Annotated in this window: 18 protein-coding genes; 13 read left to right on the top strand and 5 right to left on the bottom strand. The window is 71.6% G+C overall.

Annotated elements, in window-relative coordinates; all coding sequences use genetic code 11:
• Positions 1-30: 30 nt before the first annotated feature.
• Entirely contained in the window at positions 31-831 is an 801-nt protein-coding gene (locus tag AB0H12_RS13730; protein WP_499623208.1) for an inositol monophosphatase family protein, read from the top strand.
• Between the two features lie 186 nt (positions 832-1,017).
• On the opposite strand, the gene cei is transcribed toward AB0H12_RS13730, so the two are convergent.
• Positions 1,018-1,740, bottom strand: coding sequence for an envelope integrity protein Cei (cei, locus tag AB0H12_RS13725; protein ID WP_499623207.1), 723 nt, complete (start codon positions 1,738-1,740; stop codon positions 1,018-1,020).
• Positions 1,741-2,170: 430 nt separating this feature from the next.
• Between cei and AB0H12_RS13720 the strand changes: the two genes are divergently transcribed.
• Entirely contained in the window at positions 2,171-2,470 is a 300-nt protein-coding gene (locus AB0H12_RS13720; protein ID WP_053717171.1) for a DUF4193 domain-containing protein, read from the top strand.
• Positions 2,471-2,666: 196 nt separating this feature from the next.
• Here AB0H12_RS13720 and AB0H12_RS13715 read toward each other — a convergent pair whose 3' ends face one another.
• The gene (locus AB0H12_RS13715; RefSeq protein ID WP_499623206.1) at positions 2,667-3,131 is read right to left on the bottom strand and encodes a DUF3093 domain-containing protein; all 465 of its coding nucleotides are present in this window, start codon (positions 3,129-3,131) and stop codon (positions 2,667-2,669) included.
• 24 nt (positions 3,132-3,155) lie between these two features.
• On the opposite strand from AB0H12_RS13715, the gene dut reads away from it, so the two are divergent.
• On the top strand, positions 3,156-3,623 hold the full coding sequence (gene dut, locus AB0H12_RS13710; protein WP_053717169.1) for a dUTP diphosphatase: 468 nt from the start codon (positions 3,156-3,158) through the stop codon (positions 3,621-3,623).
• 5 nt (positions 3,624-3,628) lie between these two features.
• Complete coding sequence (locus AB0H12_RS13705) at positions 3,629-4,255, top strand: DUF3710 domain-containing protein (RefSeq protein WP_499623204.1); 627 nt, start codon at positions 3,629-3,631, stop codon at positions 4,253-4,255.
• On the opposite strand, the gene AB0H12_RS13700 is transcribed toward AB0H12_RS13705, so the two are convergent.
• Positions 4,252-4,929 (bottom strand): alpha/beta fold hydrolase, encoded by a 678-nt coding sequence (locus AB0H12_RS13700; protein ID WP_499623202.1) that lies wholly within the window; start codon positions 4,927-4,929, stop codon positions 4,252-4,254. The genes AB0H12_RS13705 and AB0H12_RS13700 overlap by 4 nt on opposite strands.
• 105 nt (positions 4,930-5,034) lie before the next feature.
• Between AB0H12_RS13700 and AB0H12_RS13695 the strand changes: the two genes are divergently transcribed.
• The 3 genes from AB0H12_RS13695 to AB0H12_RS13685 all read left to right on the top strand — a co-directional run bounded on the left by AB0H12_RS13695 (position 5,035) and on the right by AB0H12_RS13685 (position 6,503).
• The gene (locus AB0H12_RS13695; protein WP_033437072.1) at positions 5,035-5,412 is read left to right on the top strand and encodes an OB-fold nucleic acid binding domain-containing protein; all 378 of its coding nucleotides are present in this window, start codon (positions 5,035-5,037) and stop codon (positions 5,410-5,412) included.
• Positions 5,409-6,176, top strand: coding sequence for a DUF3159 domain-containing protein (locus AB0H12_RS13690; RefSeq protein ID WP_499623200.1), 768 nt, complete (start codon positions 5,409-5,411; stop codon positions 6,174-6,176). The genes AB0H12_RS13695 and AB0H12_RS13690 overlap by 4 nt, the downstream gene beginning before the upstream one ends.
• Before the next feature lie 141 nt (positions 6,177-6,317).
• Positions 6,318-6,503, top strand: a complete 186-nt coding sequence (locus tag AB0H12_RS13685; protein WP_499623199.1) for a hypothetical protein — start codon at positions 6,318-6,320, stop codon at positions 6,501-6,503.
• A 154-nt stretch (positions 6,504-6,657) separates the two neighbouring features.
• On the opposite strand, the gene AB0H12_RS13680 is transcribed toward AB0H12_RS13685, so the two are convergent.
• Positions 6,658-7,314, bottom strand: a complete 657-nt coding sequence (locus AB0H12_RS13680; RefSeq protein WP_499623197.1) for a potassium channel family protein — start codon at positions 7,312-7,314, stop codon at positions 6,658-6,660.
• Complete coding sequence (locus tag AB0H12_RS13675; RefSeq protein WP_499623196.1) at positions 7,315-7,977, bottom strand: potassium channel family protein; 663 nt, start codon at positions 7,975-7,977, stop codon at positions 7,315-7,317. It lies immediately after the preceding gene.
• Positions 7,978-8,223: 246 nt separating this feature from the next.
• Between AB0H12_RS13675 and AB0H12_RS13670 the strand changes: the two genes are divergently transcribed.
• The 6 genes from AB0H12_RS13670 to AB0H12_RS13645 all read left to right on the top strand — a co-directional run bounded on the left by AB0H12_RS13670 (position 8,224) and on the right by AB0H12_RS13645 (position 16,373).
• The gene (locus AB0H12_RS13670) at positions 8,224-10,233 is read left to right on the top strand and encodes an APC family permease (protein WP_499623195.1); all 2,010 of its coding nucleotides are present in this window, start codon (positions 8,224-8,226) and stop codon (positions 10,231-10,233) included.
• Complete coding sequence (locus AB0H12_RS13665; protein WP_499623194.1) at positions 10,230-11,459, top strand: class I SAM-dependent RNA methyltransferase; 1,230 nt, start codon at positions 10,230-10,232, stop codon at positions 11,457-11,459. The genes AB0H12_RS13670 and AB0H12_RS13665 overlap by 4 nt, the downstream gene beginning before the upstream one ends.
• A 74-nt stretch (positions 11,460-11,533) precedes the next feature.
• Positions 11,534-13,432 carry a 1-deoxy-D-xylulose-5-phosphate synthase gene (gene dxs, locus AB0H12_RS13660; RefSeq protein WP_499623192.1) on the top strand — a complete coding sequence of 633 codons (1,899 nt, stop codon included), beginning with the start codon at positions 11,534-11,536 and terminating at the stop codon, positions 13,430-13,432.
• Positions 13,433-13,663: 231 nt separating this feature from the next.
• Entirely contained in the window at positions 13,664-14,296 is a 633-nt protein-coding gene (locus tag AB0H12_RS13655) for a slipin family protein (protein WP_499623190.1), read from the top strand.
• Positions 14,297-14,551: 255 nt separating this feature from the next.
• Entirely contained in the window at positions 14,552-15,229 is a 678-nt protein-coding gene (locus AB0H12_RS13650) for a response regulator transcription factor (protein ID WP_499623189.1), read from the top strand.
• Positions 15,219-16,373 carry a sensor histidine kinase gene (locus AB0H12_RS13645; protein WP_499623541.1) on the top strand — a complete coding sequence of 385 codons (1,155 nt, stop codon included), beginning with the start codon at positions 15,219-15,221 and terminating at the stop codon, positions 16,371-16,373. The genes AB0H12_RS13650 and AB0H12_RS13645 overlap by 11 nt, the downstream gene beginning before the upstream one ends.
• Positions 16,374-16,677: the final 304 nt, after the last annotated feature.

The following is a 16,677-nucleotide window of genomic DNA, read 5'->3' as shown; positions in this document are numbered from 1 at the left end:
AGTCCCGTGAGAGTGACGCAGGAGGAACAGTTGCGTTTCGATCCGCGCTCATTGGTCGATGTCGCCGTGCTCGTGGCCCGCGAGGCGGGCGAGCTGGTCGTGACCACGCGCGATGCCGCCGTGACCGATGTCGACACCAAGAGCAGCGCCACCGACGTGGTGACCGCGGCCGACCACGCGTCCGAACAGCTCGTCCGGGCGCGGCTCGCCGAGGTGCGGCCGGGCGAGCCCGTGATCGGGGAGGAGGAGGGCGGCAGTGCCGCCGTCGAGGGCCTGACCTGGGTCGTAGATCCGATCGACGGCACCGTGAACTACCTCTACGGCATCCCCCAGTACGCCGTGTCGATCGCCGCGCAGGTCGACGGCGTGTCCGTGGCGGGGGCGGTGGTGGAGCCCGTCAGCGGTCGGGTGTGGACGGCGGCGCGGGGCGGCGGTGCCTGGTTGGACGGTCGGCGGCTCCGGGTCTCCGACGCCACCCGATTGGATCTGTCCCTTCTGGGTTACGGCTTCGCCTACCGGGCGGAGCGGCGGCAGCGGCAGGCGGACGCGTGGGCGGGCCTGGCGACCAGGGTGCGGGACATGCGGCGGGCGGGTGCGGCGTCGTTGGACCTGTGCGCGGTGGCGGCGGGCAGGCTGGACGCCTACGCCGAGCACGGCCTCGGTCGGTGGGACTGGGCGGCGGGCGCGCTGCTGGCGAGTGAGGCGGGCGCGGTCGTCCACCTGCCGGGTGAAGCTCCGGAGCTGGGCGCGGACGCCACCTTCGCCGCCGCGCCGGGCATCGCGGACGCCCTGTTCACCGCTCTCGTGGAGTGCGGCTTCGGCAAGGTCTGACCGGCCGGGCCGCAGGGCCGTGCCGTCGCTGGGGTCCTCCGGCCAGGGGGACCCCTGGATTCGATCCAATCACGAGGGACCGACAGCCGGCGTCCGCCGCGGACCAGGTTGTGGACAACTCCGGCTCTGCTGGATAACTCCGCTCGGTCCGGCTGTCGCCCCGGTCCGGTCGTCGCCCCGGTCCGGTCAGCAGGCGGTGTCGCGGGCGCCCTTGAGGTTGTCGGCGTTCAGCGCCAGCGGCGTCGAGCCCTCGGCCGCCTGGCCGCCCTGCTGCTCCGGCTGCTGCATCGCCCACTCGGCGAGCTGGTCGAGCACCTTGCGGGCGTCGCTGTTCGGCTTCACCTCGCTGAACTTCTGCCCGATCGCCACGTCCACCGTCGCGTCCTGGCGCTCGTCGCGCACCAGTTCGAGGCACGGCTCGACCAGGCTCAACGTCCGCGCCGCGCCCGCGCCGGGCGCGCCGAACCGGATCTGGCCGCGGCAGCTCATGTCCTGCGCCGGGTACACCGGGTCGTTGCCCGGCTCGGCCGCCTGCTTCATGCCCAGCTCGGTCAACGTCGTCGCCACGAACCGCGCCTGGTTGCGCTGCGTGCTCGCGTTGAACACCCGGAACTGCACGCTGCCGACCGGCACCGGGTCGGTCCGGTCCAGGGCGTCGTGCGCCAGCACCGTCCCCAACGGCGGCGCGGGCTCGGCCGCGGGCGCGACGGGCGCGCCCGACGACGGCGCGGGCACACCGCCGGGCGGGTTGCACTTGATCGCCGCGTCCACGTCGCCCTCGTCCGCCAGCACGCGGTTCCACACCACGACGGCGGTCACGGCGAGCACCAGGAACAGGACGAGCGCCGGCAACGGTCGCCGCTTGCGGTACCGCGACGACCCGCTGCTCCCCGTACCGGGTCGTCCCACGTCCGTCGACCTCCCCTGGCGCAGTGTTGACAGTGATCAGGCTATGCCGCGCCCCGCCGCCCCGCGCCTCGGGCGGGGTTGTAGCGGGGTGCGATCACCCGGTCGCGGACGGTCAACGCCCTGGTCTGGCGGCGGAGCACGGGAGGACCGGGTGGGTGGTGCCCGCCCAAGCCTATCTGGCCAGCGTGTGAAGGGCCTGTCACCCGTCTGCTCAATTAGGGGGAACCCGCTGCGCGACCGCCCGATCGATGAGCTACCCTCTCGGCGCTCCGCGCACTGCCGGACACCTGGAAGCGTCGACGAACAGGGGGTTGGCGCCCGGCCGCGCGAGCGAGACCTCCGTCACTGGGGACGGAGGGCACAAATAGGGGCGCTGGTGCGTTAACCAGCGACACGAACAGTCTCCGTTGACCGCAGGGGTGAAAGAAGTATGGCGACCGACTACGACGCACCGCGTCGCAGCGAGGCGGACGAACTCGCTGAGGACTCCCTCGAGGAGCTGAAGGCGCGGCGCAATGAAACGCAGTCCGGGGTCGTCGACATCGACGAGGACGCGACCGCCGAGAACTTCGAGCTGCCGGGCGCCGACCTGTCCGGTGAGGAGCTCACGTTCAAGGTCCTGCCGAAGCAGGCGGACGAGTTCACGTGCTCGAAGTGCTTCCTGGTGCACCACCGCAGCAGGTTGGCCGAGGAAGTCAACGGCCAGTACATCTGCCGCGACTGCGCCTGAGGCACGTCCACCGGGCACGAACCCGCACGACCCACCACCACCGCAAGACACCGCACGGCCAGCACCACCCACCGCCGCACGACCGGCACGGCACCGCACGACCGGCACCGAGGCACGACCGGACACGCACCTACGACCAGACCTGGGCGCTCACCCCCACCGCCGGGGTGGCGCCCAGTCCCGTTGCCGATCCACGTCACCGGTCGCGCAGCAGGGCCGCCAGCTCCTCCGCCGAACGCACGCTGAACAGCCAGTACGGCGTCGGGTCCGCCGGGTCGCGCAGCTCGACCTTCACCACCGGTCCGACCCAGCCCCGGTGGGTGACGAACGCCATCGGGTCCAGGTTCGGGCCCATCGCCTTCCGCTTGCTCTTCGAGTCGAACACCTCGACCTCGCCGAGCAGGTCCAGCGGCACGTGCGCCGAGGCGACCCGCAGCTCGCCGCCGGACACCTCGACCTTCGCCGAGCCCATCCGCACGATCAGCAGCACGGCCAGCGGCACCGTGATCACGTACGGCAGCCACGACCGCACGCCGGGGAACCCCATGTGGATCTCGGCGGCCAGCAGCACGGCCGCGGCCAGCGGCAGCGGCCAACCCCACCAGGGCACGTACAACCGCTCGCGGAACGCGATCGGGGCGGTCACAGCAGTCTCGCTCACGCCACCAGGGTAGTCTCGCGCGCCGTGCCCAGCGTCGAGGTCCTGTTGTCCCGGCTCGATCCCGCCGTGCCGCTCCCGGCCTACGCCCGACCGGGTGATGCCGGCGCCGACCTGGTGACGACCACCGACGTGGTGATCGAACCGGGGGAGCGCGCGGTGGTAGGCACTGGTGTCGCGATCGCGTTGCCGGAGGGGTACGCGGGGTTCGTGCACCCGCGATCCGGCCTGGCCGCGCGCGTCGGCCTGAGCGTGGTCAACACCCCGGGCACGATCGACGCGGGCTACCGGGGCGAGATCAAGGTGTGCCTGGTGAACCACGACCTGCGCGAGCCCGTAGTGCTGACGCGCGGTGACCGGATCGCCCAGCTGGTGGTGCAGAAGGTGGAGCACGCGGTGTTCCGCGAAGTCGACGAGCTGCCCGACTCCGCACGGGGCGCGGGCGGCTACGGCTCTACAGGCGGGCACGACGTGCTCGCCCGGACGGAGGGGTGAAGGCGATGTTCGGAAAGCGCCGCAAGCGCGGTAGGCACTCCGCGAACCGGGGGACGGCGCAACCCGAGGTCGAGTTCGACGCTGCCGAGGAGGCCGAGGACGGGCCGTTCGACTCGACGCGGGCCCCGGACGACGGCCTGAACCGGCTGGACCTCGGCTCGATCCGGCTGCCCGTGCCCGAGGGCGTGCAGCTGCAGGTGGAGATGGACCCGGCGGGCGCGGTGCGGGCGGTGCACCTGCTGACGACCGTCGGCCAGCTCACCGTGAGCGCGTTCGCCGCGCCGAAGCAGGACCGGCTGTGGCCGGACGTGAGCGGCGAGATGATCGCCCAGTTCAAGAGCGACGGCTTCCGGATCCTGCGGGAGAACGGCGAGTGGGGCGAGGAGATCACCGCCCGCAACAACGAGGTGCACCTGCGGGTGGTCGGCGTCGACGGGCCGCGCTGGATGCTGCGGGGCATCGCGGCGGCGCCGACGGAGGAGCAGAGCTTCAAGGCGACCGAGGCCCTCTACGCGTTGATGCGGGACACCGTCGTGGTGCGCGGCGAGCAGGCGATGCCGGTGCGCACGCCGTTGCCGATCGAGCTGCCCGAGGCCATCGCCCGGCACATCCAGGCACAGCAGCAGGGCTAGTCGGCCACCGCCACGGAGCGGTAGGCATCGAGCGCGGCGCGGCCCAGGGACTCCCGGTCCGCGCCCAACGCCGCCAGCGTCGTCGTGCGCAGAGCGGCACGGGGGAGCGCTCCGACCCACGCTCGGGCGATTTCGAACGGGTGAACGGGGTCGTCGGTGCAGGCCGCGACCCCTACCGGCGCCGTGAGGCCGCCCAGCTCGGCCAACGTCGGCGCGGACGACCCGGCGGCCTCCCTCAGCACGTCGGCGAGCCGCGAGCCGAACCGGGGCCAGGCCCGCCGCAGCTCGTCGCCGAGCCACCCGTCGACGCCGGTCAACGCGGCCTCGACGCCCGCCGACTCCACCACCGAGGCGCTGGCCCGAGCCGTGGCCGCCGCGGGCGCGCCGTCCGCCACGCCGTTCCAGGCGGGCAAGGCCACCAGCAGACCGGCGCACCGCTCGGGGTGCCGCACCGCCCACGCCGCCGCCACGTGCGCGCCCAGCGACACCCCGCCCACGACCAGCGGCGTGCCGTCCCAGGCCGCGTCCAACGCCTCCACGTGCTCCCGGACACCCCGTGACGCGGGCGCGACCAGCGCCAACCCGGCCTCGGCCAGCGGCCGGGCGAACACCGAGGAGACGAACACCTCGTCGGACGCGGTGCCCGGCAGCAGAACGGCACGTGACGACCTCATGACGTCAGATCCTCCCCCAGTCGGATACCCGATCGGGTGCACCCGGTTACGCTGGCTGTTGGACGGGCTTCGTCGTCGAGGCCCCGCGCATTCCAGGAGTCGGGGATGACTGGTACTGGGGGTGGCTACTGGCGCCGCCTCGTGCGTCGGCTGACCACCGACGTCAGCGAGTTGGACGCCGACGACCTGTCTCGAAAAGCCGAGGCCGTCGGGGCCATCCGAGCGTGCGACTGCAAGTCCGGGCAAGAGGTGACGGTGTTGGGCCGGTTGCGCAGCGTGGAGCTGTGCCCCCGTGACGCCGCGGCCACCCTGGAGGCGGAGTTGTACGACGGCACCGAGGGCGTGACGCTGGTCTGGCTGGGCCGTCGTCGGATCGCGGGCATCGAGCCGGGTCGCACCATCAAGGCCAGAGGCCGGATCGCGGTGCGCGACGGGCGCAAGGTGCTCTACAACCCCTACTACGAGTTGCAGAACGCTTCATGACACAAGCGAACGAGTCCGAGAAGCAGCCCACCCTCCTCGAGCAGATGGGCGGCGTGAGCGGCCTGCTGTTCTCCTCGTTGCCCGTCGTGGTGTTCGTGCTGGTCAACGCCTTCGCCGGGCTCATGCCCGCGATCTGGAGCGCGCTGGCGTTCTCGGTCGCGATCGGCATCGTGCTGGCCATGCGCAAGGGCTCGGTGCAGCCTGCCGTCTCGGCGGTCTTCGGCGTCGGCATCGCCGCGTTCATCGCCTACCGGACCGGCGACGCCAAGGGCTTCTTCCTGTTCGGCATCTGGCAGAGCCTCGTCTACGGCGGCGGGTTCATCCTGTCGATCCTGGTCAGGTGGCCACTCGCGGGCGTGATCTGGTCGTTCCTCAACGGCCAGGGCCAGGCGTGGCGCAAGGACAAGGCGAGCGTCCGGGACTACGACATCGCCACCCTCGTGTGGGCGCTGGTCTTCCTGGCGCGGTTCGTGGTGCAGCGGTGGCTGTACGACGAGGCGTCGGTGGGCTGGCTGGCGGCGGCGCGCCTGGCCATGGGCTACCCGCTGATGGCGGTGGCGCTGATCGCCACGGTCTGGGCGGTGCGCCGTTCGGACAAGCGCCTGAAAGCCACCCTCGCCCGGGAAGAGGAGGAGAACCGGGCAGCCGAGGAACGCCTCCGAGCCGAGGCCGAGGCCGACGGCAAGCCGAACGTCTACGACCAACTGCTCGACGCCTCGACCGACCACCCCCACCCCGCGCCCGCCCGGGCCGAGGAACGCTGACCTCCCGACCTGCGCCCCACCGGTTCTGCGGCACGCCAACAGGCCCGGTGGGGCAGGTCCGATCCGCGCGAGGCCCGCGCCGATCGCTATCGTCGATGCGTTCACGCACGTCGTGTGGCCAGCCGTCTTCGGAGGGGTCGCGTGAAGTTCTTCGACAAGGAACCCACCACGGTCGACATCGCGCAGAACCTGCTGGACGCCGCACGCCAGTGGCCGCTCGGCTCTCAGGAGCGCGCCAACCTCTTGGCCGAGGCCCAGCTCATCGTGTCGGTGGACATCATGACGCGCGGCAGAACGGCGTTCGGCGCGATCGACCACCCGCGTTGAGGCCCACCATCCGGACGATGCGGTCACCGGCCTGACCAGCGACAACCACCGACTTCTGCACAGGGGGCCTCGCCGAGGGGACCCCTGTTTTGTCCTGCCGGCCGGCACCGACGGGAACGAGCCGCACACCGCCGCCTGTGGGCGAACCCAGGCGTCAGTAACCCAGAGCCGAACGGATCTCCTGCTCCACGTCCGCCGCCGCCACGAAGAGCAGCTCGTCCCCGCCCTCCAGCGTGTCGTCCGGCGTCGGCACGATGACCCGGCCGCCGCGCAGGATCGTCACCAGCGCGGCGTCCCGCGGCAGCGCCAGGCCGTTCACCGGGGACCCCGCCAGCGGCGTGTCACCCGGAAGCGTGATTTCCACCAGGTTGGCCTGACCCTGGCGCAACGTCATCAACCGGACCACGTCCCCGACCGTCACCGCCTCCTCCACCAGCGCGGACAGGATGCGCGGCGTCGACACGGCCACGTCCACCCCCCACGACTCGGTGAACAGCCACTCGTTCGCCGGGTCGTTCACCCGCGCCACCACGCGCCGCACCGCGAACTCGGTCTTCGCCAGCAACGACACCACCAGGTTGGCCTTGTCGTCACCGGTCGCGGCGATCACCACGTCGCACAGCTGCATGCCGGCGTCCTCCAACGACGACAGCTCGCACGCGTCGGCCTGCACCCACTCGGCCTGCTCCACGGTGTGCGGCTCGAAGTGCGTGCGGTCACGTTCGATCAGCATCACCTGGTGCCCGTCGGACACCAGCTCGGCCGCGATGGAACGACCCACCGCACCGGCACCCGCAATCGCGATACGCACTCAGCTCTCCTCGGGCGCGTGAGCCGCAGCCGCGGCCACGTCGGTCACGGTGCCGGACAGGGCGGCCACGTACACCTGGTCGTCCTCCTGCAACACGGTCTTCGAGTCCGGCAGCACACCCGTCCCGAACCGCATCACGAACGCCACCCGGCACCCGGTGGCCTCCTCCAGGTCGCGCACGGTGCGCCCGACCCAGTCCTCGTGCAGCTCCAGCGGCAGCACCGCCACCGTGCCCGACGGGTCGCGCCACGCGGTCGCCGTGCCCTCTGGCAGCAGCATCCGCAAGAACCGGTCGGTGGACCACGGCACGGTCGCCACGGTCGGGATGCCCAGCCGCTCGTACACCGCGGCGCGCTTCTCGTCGTAGATCCGCGCGACCACCGCCTCCACCCCGAACGTCTCCCGCGCCACCCGCGCCGAGATGATGTTGGAGTTGTCGCCGCTGGACACGGCCGCGAACGCGCCCGCCCGCTCGATACCGGCCTCGATCAGCACCTTCTGGTCGAAACCGTTGCCGACGACCTGCTGGCCGTGGAAGTCCGAACCGAGTCTGCGGAACGACTGCGCGTCCTTGTCGATCACCGATACCTGGTGGTCGAGGCGCTCCAGCGCCTTGGCCAGGGACGAGCCCACCCGGCCGCAGCCCATGATCACCACGTGCACGAAAGCCTCCCCGAACGACGCTTACGGAGAACCTACCGTCCCTGATCAGTGAACGAGAGCGGTGCGTCCCGGACCGAGCGGCCCCCGCACAGCCCAACGCCTCGAACACCTGAGCGAAAACTCGCCGGCCGCGCACGTGACCACCCGGTCGAGCCGCCACACGGGCCCGCGACGCACGTCACAAGCGACCCGGCGCTCACCGGACGACCACGCCCGCCCGGTCACCACCCCTTACGCTCTCGACCCGTGTCCAAGCTCGCAACAGCGGCCAAGCGCCTCCTCGTCGGCAGGCCCTTCCGCAGCGATCGCCTAGCCCACACGCTGCTGCCCAAGCGCATCGCCCTGCCCGTGTTCGCCTCGGACGCGATGTCGAGCGTGGCCTACGCGCCCGAGGAGATCTTCCTCGTGCTGTCGGTGGCGGGTCTGTCGGCCTACGCGCTGGCCCCGTGGGTCGGCGTGGCGGTGGTCGTCGTGATGCTCACGGTGGTCGCGAGCTACCGGCAGAACGTGCACGCCTACCCGTCCGGCGGCGGCGACTACGAGGTCGCCACGGTCAACCTCGGCCGCAGAGCGGGCCTCACCGTGGCGAGCGCCCTGCTCGTCGACTACATCCTCACGGTCGCCGTCTCGATCTCGGCGGCGGCGGCGAACATCGGCTCGGCCATCCCGTTCGTCGCCACCCACAAGGCCGAGTTCGCGGTCGCCGCGATCGTCCTGCTCACCGCCGTCAACCTGCGCGGCATCCGCGAGTCCGGCAGCGCGTTCGCCATCCCGACCTACGCGTTCATGGCCGGCGTCCTCTTCATGATCGGCTACGGCCTGTTCCGCGGCTTCGTCATGGGCGACGAGATGCGCGCCGAGAGCGCGGGCCTGGAGCTGCGGGCCGGGGACGACCACCTGATGGGCCTGGCGTTCGTGTTCCTCGTCCTGCGCGCCTTCTCGTCCGGCAGCGCGGCGCTCACGGGCGTGGAGGCGATCAGCAACGGCGTGCCGGCGTTCCGCAAGCCGAAGTCGCGCAACGCGGCGACCACCCTGCTCATGATGGGCCTCATCGCGGTCACGATGCTGATGGGCCTGATCGTGCTGGCCCAGCTCACCGGCGTGAAGATGGCCGTGGACCCGGAGCACCAGCTCGTCAACGCGCCCGAGGGCTACGAGCAGAAGACGATGGTGGCCCAGATCGCGGGCGCGGTGTTCGAGGGCTTCCCGGTCGGGTTCTTCTTCATCACCGCGGTCACCGCGCTGATCCTCGTCCTGGCCGCGAACACCGCGTTCAACGGCTTCCCGGTGCTCGGCTCCATCCTCGCCCAGGACCGCTACCTGCCACGCCAGCTGCACACCCGCGGCGACCGGCTCGCGTTCAGCAACGGCATCGTGTTCCTCGCCGGTGCGGCGATCGTGCTGGTCATCGCGTTCGACGCCGAGGTCACCAAGCTCATCCAGCTCTACATCGTGGGCGTGTTCGTGTCGTTCACGATGAGCCAGACCGGCATGGTCCGGCACTGGAACCGGCTGCTCAAGACCGAGACCGACCCGAACGCCCGACGCCGGATGCGGCGGTCGCAGTCGATCAACGCGTTCGGCCTGGCGCTCACGGCCTCGGTGCTGGTCGTCGTGCTGATCACGAAGTTCACCCACGGCGCGTGGATCGCCATCGCCGCGATGGCCGCCCTCTACGCCCTGATGACGGCGATCCGCAGGCACTACGACCGGGTCGCCGAGGAACTGCGCCAGCAGGAGCGGCAGAAGCTGCTGCCCGCCCGCAACCACGCCATGGTGCTGGTCTCCAAGCTCCACATGCCGACCCTGCGGGCCCTGGCGTACGCGAAGGCGACCCGGCCCGACATGCTGGAGGCGGTCACCGTCAACGTGGACGACGGCGACACCCGCCGCCTGGTGCGGGAGTGGGAGAAGGAGAACTTCAAGGTGCCGCTGAAGGTGATCGAGTCGCCCTACCGCGAGATCACCAAACCGGTCCTGGACTACGTCAAGCGGGTCCGCACGGACAACCCGCGCGACGTGGTCACCGTGTTCATCCCGGAGTACGTCGTGGGCCACTGGTGGGAGCAGTTCCTGCACAACCAGAGCGCGCTGCGGCTCAAGGGCAGGCTGCTGTTCCAGCCGGGCGTGATGGTGACGAGCGTGCCGTGGCAGCTGGCCTCATCCTCGAAGGTGACCGACAAGGACGACGTGGTCGCGCCCGGCGCGATCCGACGCGGCCTGGACAAGCGCGGCCAAGACAAGGACGGCAAGTGACGGCGACCTGGAAGCAGCGGCTGATCGAGGTCGAGGTCGGCGCGGTCGCCCACGGCGGGCACTGCGTGGCCCGGCACGAGGGCCGCGTCGTGTTCGTCCGGCACGCGCTGCCCGGCGAGCGGGTGGTCGTGCGGATCACCGAGGACACCGGCGGCTCGTTCTGCCGCGGCGACGCCGTCGAGGTGCTGGAGGCGTCACCGGACCGCGTGCAGGCGCCGTGCCCGTTCGCCGGTCCCGGCCTCTGCGGCGGCTGCGACTGGCAGCACGCGTCGTGGCAGGCCCAGCGCGAGCTGAAGGCCGCCGTGGTCAGCGAGCAGCTGCACCGCCTGGCCAAGCTCGACTGGGAGGTCATCGTCGAGGACCTGCCCGGCGGCCCGGAGGACTGGCGCACCCGGATGCGCATGGCCGTCGGCCCGGACGGCCGCCCCGGCTTCCGCGCCCACCGCAGCCACCAGGTCGTCCCCGTGGACGACTGCGTGATCGCCGTCCCCGGCGCCCTGGACGACGTGGTCGACCGCACGTGGCCGCCGAAGTCCGAGCTGGTCGTCACCCGCGACGCGGGCGGCCGGACGCACCTCACCGAGATCGGCCCGCCGATCATCCGCCGAGGCCGCCCCGTCCCCGGCCCCTCCCGCCTGCGGCAAGGCAGCGGCACGGCCGCCGAACTGGCCGCCGGCCGCACGTGGAACCTCCGCGCGGACGGCTTCTGGCAGGTCCACCCCGCCGCCGCGGACACCTTCGCCAAGGTCGTCGGCGACTGGGCGGACTGCCGCCCCGGCGACCGCGCCTGGGACCTCTACGGCGGCGTCGGCCTGTTCGCCTCCGTGCTCGCCGAGCAGGTCGGCCACCGCGGCTCCGTCGCCGTGGTCGAGTCGTCGTACGGGGCCGTCGCCGACGGCCGGCTCAACCTCTCCGACCAGCCGCAGATCAGCTGGCACACCGGACGCACCGAAGCCGTGCTCGAATCACCCGACTTCACCGACCTGCCGCCCGACGTCGTGGTCCTCGACCCGCCGCGCAAGGGCGCGGGCAAGGTCGTGGTGACCGCGATCGCACGCAGCCGACCCGCTCGTGTGGTCTACGTCGCGTGCGACCCCGCAGCCCTGGCCCGCGACATCGCCGCGTTCGCCCAGCACGGCTACGAGTTGGCCCAGCTCAGGGCGTTCGACGCGTTCCCGATGACCCATCACGTGGAATGCGTCGCCCTGCTGACGCCCGCACGCTGACAGGCGTCTCAGCCTGTGGTCCGTAGACTGACCGGACGAATCGGGGACCCGAACCACAGGGCGAGGTGGAGCGAGTGACGCTGCTGGAATCCGTGCACGGACCGGCGGAGCTGAAACGGCTGGGACCTGACGAGCTGCCCGCGCTCGCCGACGAGATCCGGCGTTTCCTGGTCGACAAGGTCTCCCGGACCGGCGGGCACCTCGGTCCGAACCTCGGTGTCGTCGAGCTGACCATGGCCGTGCACCGGGTCTTCGACTCACCGCACGACTCCGTGGTCTTCGACACCGGCCACCAGAGCTACGTGCACAAGATCCTCACCGGCCGCCGCGACGGCTTCGACACGCTCCGCCAGAAGGGCGGCCTGTCCGGCTACCCCTCCCGGGCCGAGAGCGAGCACGACGTCGAGGAGAACAGCCACGCCTCGACCGCCCTGTCCTACGCCGACGGCCTGGCCAAGGCCTACCAGCTCGGCGGCCAGCGGCGGCACGTCGTCGCGGTCGTCGGCGACGGCGCGCTCACCGGCGGCATGTGCTGGGAAGCCCTCAACAACATCGCCTCCGGCACCGACCGACCCGTCGTCATCGTGGTCAACGACAACGGCCGCTCCTACTCGCCCACCATCGGCGGCCTGGCCGACCACCTCTCGTCGCTGCGCCTGCAGCCCGGCTACGAACGCGCCCTGGAGCGCGGCAAGAACGCCCTGCAGGGCACCCCGATCGTCGGCAAGCCCGTCTACGCCGCCCTGCACGCGGCCAAGCGCGGCATCAAGGACGCCCTCAGCCCGCAGGCCATGTTCGAAGACCTCGGCCTCAAGTACATCGGCCCCGTCGACGGCCACGACCACGCCGTGCTGGAATCGGCCCTGCGCCGCGCCAAGTCCTTCGGCGGCCCCGTGATCGTCCACACCGTCACCCGCAAGGGCAACGGCTTCGCGCCCGCCGAGAACCACGAGGCCGACCAGATGCACGCCACCGGCGTCATCGACCCCATCACCGGCGAGAGCATCGGCCCGTCCAAGCGCACGTGGACCCACGTCTTCGCCGACGAACTGGCCACCCTCGGCGGCGAGCGCCCCGACCTGGTCGCCATCACCGCCGCGATGCGCGGCCCGACAGGCCTGGACAAGTTCGCCGGCCTCTACCCGGAGCGCTGCTTCGACGTCGGCATCGCCGAACAGCACGCCATGACCTCCGCCGCCGGCCTCGCCATGGGCGGCATGCACCCGGTCGTCGCGATCTACGCCACGTTCCTCAACCGCGCGTTCGACCAACTCCTGCTGGACGTCGCCATGCACAAGCAGGGCGTCACCGTGGTCCTCGACCGAGCCGGCATCACGGGCCCGGACGGCGCCTCCCACCACGGCATGTGGGACCTGTCGATCTGCGGCCTCATCCCCGGCATCCACGTGGCCGCCCCCCGCGACGCCGCCACGCTGCGCGAAGAACTCCGCGAGGCCGTCCGCATCTCCGACGGACCCTCCGTCATCCGCTACCCGAAGGCCTCGGTGGGCCCCGACCTGCCAGCCCTCGAACGCATCGGCGCGGTGGACGTCCTGCACCGCTCCGGCTCCGACGTCCTCCTGGTCACCGTGGGCGCGTTCGGCGAACTCGGCCTGGCCGCCGCCCAACGCCTCGCCGACCAGGGCATCGGCGTCACCGTCGTCGACCCCCGCTGGGTCTTCCCGGTCTCGGACGACCTGGTCGCCCTCGCCGCCGACCACCGCCTGGTCGTCACCGTCGAGGACAACGGCCGGCACGGCGGCTTCGGCTGGACGCTGGCCGCCGCCCTCCGCGACGCCTCCGTCGACACCCCGCTCCGCGACCTGGCCATCCCCCAGGCGTTCCAGGAGCACGGCGAACGCGCCGAAGTCCTCTCCGACATCGGCCTGACCGCCCAGGACGTCTCCCGCCGCATCACCGAGTGGGTCGTCGCCGCCGAGCCGGCGGAAATGGGCGCGACGGTCGAGAAGTAGCCCGGTTACCCTCCTCCCGCCCGGTCAGCGGCTCGGACGGCACTGCCGAACCCGAGTTCCGCGATCACAGCCGGGCGAACCTTTCAGAGAGGCGCGTTGCCAACGCGGCGGGTTGCGACACCCAAGCCGCGACCCCGGTCGACCACGGGGCGCAGGGCCCTGCGAGCCCCGTGCTCCCGCCCACCGCCCCAAGGCCGGGGTCGCGGTCCGCGCAACGCAGGAGGAGGACCGGTGAAGCACACACTCATGCCGTGGGAACGCGGCGTGGTCTTCCGGCACGGCAAACTGGTCGAGGTCCTCGACCCGGGCCGCCACCGCCGGAGCTTCCGCCACCAGGTCCGCTACCTCGACGTCCGCCCCCGGTCCCAGACGCCCGGCTGGCAGGACATCCCGACCTCCGACGGCGTCCTGATCCGCGTCACGCTCGTCCTGGTCTGGGCGATCTCCGACCCCGCCCAGCACGTCCAGGCCGCCGCCACCCCCGAGGTCGAACTCCACCTCGCCACCCAGATCGCGCTGCGCACCGCCGTGCTGACCCGGACCCACGACGAGGTCGACCCCTCACGCGCGGCCATCGCCGCCGAAATCCTCGCCGCCGTCGCCCCGCGCGCCGCCGACCTGGGCATCGACCTGCGCGAAGTGGCCGTGCGCGACGTCGTCATGCCCACCGAACTGCGCAAAGCCGCCCTGGCCGAACTCCTGGCCCGCTCGGAGGCCCGAGCGTCCCTCGAACGCGCCCGCGGCGAGACAGCGGCCCTCCGCACCCTCCTCAACGCCGCCCGCCTGGCCGAGGACCATCCCGCCCTGCTCCAACTACGCGCCCTGCAATCCGCCAACACCGTCGTCGTCGAACGCAACCGCTGACTTCCCGTCCACTGCCACCTCCGTCCTCCCCAAGCGGAGGGCTTCGTGTCATCCCGCCGACCTGGCTTTGCCCTACCGCGCGTGTTAAGGGGGCTGTGCGTCCCTTGCCGGGTCCGACGAGGACTCTTTTGATCTTCCCGCCCGCACCTCGGCGCGCCTCGTCCCGCACCTCGACAGCACCTCGACAGCACCTCGACAGCCGACCGACAGCTTCACGCTAAGCACCTTCTCAGGGATGTGTGGCACCTTTGTGGGGTGCGGATCCTGGTAGTCGAGGACGAGGTGCCGTTGGCCGACGCGATCGCGCGTGGCCTGCGGCGCGAAGGCATGGCGGTCGACGTCGCCTACGACGGCGAGACCGGCCACGAGAAGTCGACCGTGACCCGGTACGACGTGGTCGTGCTCGACCGCGACCTGCCCGGCATGTCCGGCGACGAGCTGTGCAAGGAGATCCTCAGCTCAGGCGCCCTGACCAGGGTCATGATGCTCACCGCCAGCGGCGGCGTGGACGACCGCGTCGCCGGCCTGTCCCTCGGCGCCGACGACTACCTGGCCAAACCGTTCGCCTTCCCCGAGCTGGTCGCCCGCGTCCGGGCCCTCGCCCGCCGCGCCACCCCGGCCACCCCGCCGTTGCTGACTGCTCGCGACGTCGAGCTCGACCCGGCCCGCCGCACGGTCCGCCGGGCCGGCCAGCCCGTCGACCTGACCCGCAAGGAGTTCGGCGTGCTGGAGGTGCTGCTGGCCGCCAAGGGCTCGGTGGTCTCCAGCGAGGAGCTGCTGGAACGGGTGTGGGACGAGAACGCCGACCCGTTCACCACGACCGTCCGCGTCACCGTGATGACGCTGCGCAAGAAGCTCGGCGAACCGGGCATCATCGACACGGTGGTCGGCTCGGGCTACCGCGTGCCCACGGCAGGTTCCGCTGAACTCTGAGCTGGCCCGCAGGCGCGGACCCGGGCTGCGGACGCGGCTCACCCTCCTCGCGACCGGACTGGTCGCGTTCGTCAGCGGCCTGCTGCTCCTGCTCGGCTGGCTGCTCGTCGGCCGGGTCATCGCCTCCTCGCCCCGCTTCGCCGAGGGCAGCACCGTGATCGTGGACGGCCGCGAAGTCGGGGCCGACGCGCTGATGGACCTGCTCGGCGAACAGGCACGGGACGACGTGCTGCGATCCGGCTCGATCGCGTTCCTCTGCGTGGTCGCCGCGGCGGCCCTGCTCGCGTGGACCATCACCGGCCGCGTGCTCCAGCCCGTGCACGACGTGACCGACGCGGCCCGTCGGCTGTCCGCCGAGTCCCTCGGCGAGCGCCTGCGCCTGGCCGGTCCCCGGGACGAGGTCGCCGAGCTGGCCGACACGTTCGACGAGATGCTCGACCGGCTCCAGGCGGCGTTCGAGTCGCAACGGCGGTTCGTCGCCAACGCCTCCCACGAGCTGCGCACGCCGTTGGCCGTGATCCGGACCGAGCTCGACGTCACGCTCGCCGACCCGGACGCCGACGACGCCGAGCTGCGGCGCATGGCGGGCGTGGTGCGTGCCGCGACGGAACGGGCCGAGCAGTTGGTCAGCGCGTTGCTGCTGCTCGCGCGCACGGACGGGCTCGGGTTGGCGGTGCGCGAGCCGGTGGACCTCAACGCCGTGGTCGAGTCCGCGTGGCGTGCCGTGCGGGGGGAGGCGGAGGAGCGCCAGCTGCGGGTCTCGTTCGTGACGGCGCCGGCGCCCGCCGTCGGCGACCCGGCGTTGCTGGAGCGGATCGCGGGGAACCTCCTGGAGAACGCCGTGCGGCACAACCTGCCCGGCGGGTGGATCGAGGTGCGCACCGAAGGCGGGCCCGAGTGGACGTTGCTGCGGGTGTCGTCGTCCGGGCCCGTCATCGCTCCGGACCGGGTTGAGGAGCTGTTCGAGCCGTTCCGCCGGGGTGGCACGGACCGGACCGCGCGCACCGGCACCGGGCTCGGGCTGTCCATCGTGCGGGCCGCCGTCGCAGCTCACGAGGGTCGGGCGCACGCCATGGCGGTGCCCGGTGGGGGCCTGTCGGTGGCCGTGCACCTGCCGTCCACGCCGCATGGAAAACTGGTCTGAGTGGTCCCGATCACACGTGATCCGGTTTGAGGGCCGCCGCAGGGGGTACTACCTGCGCAGACGTGCCTCCGGACCCCCGATTTGTCTCCGCGTTGGGCGGGGTGTAACTTTCTCTCTGCCAGCGCGGAACGGGCCGGAGAGAGACCGGAACGGAGCGCGGCGAACATCAGCCCCGGATCGAGTCGCTGCACAGCGATGAGTTACGGTGAGCGCGTGTTCTTTGAGAACTCAACAGCGTGCCGAATAGCCAGTAAATTTATGAACCTCGTCAAGAGGTTTCCTTTGAGATTGTTACTGGACAACT

Source organism: Actinosynnema sp. NPDC023794 (assembly GCF_040639675.1).
GTDB lineage: Bacteria > Actinomycetota > Actinomycetes > Mycobacteriales > Pseudonocardiaceae > Actinosynnema > Actinosynnema luteola.
This window is presented reverse-complemented; position numbering and strand designations above follow the sequence as displayed.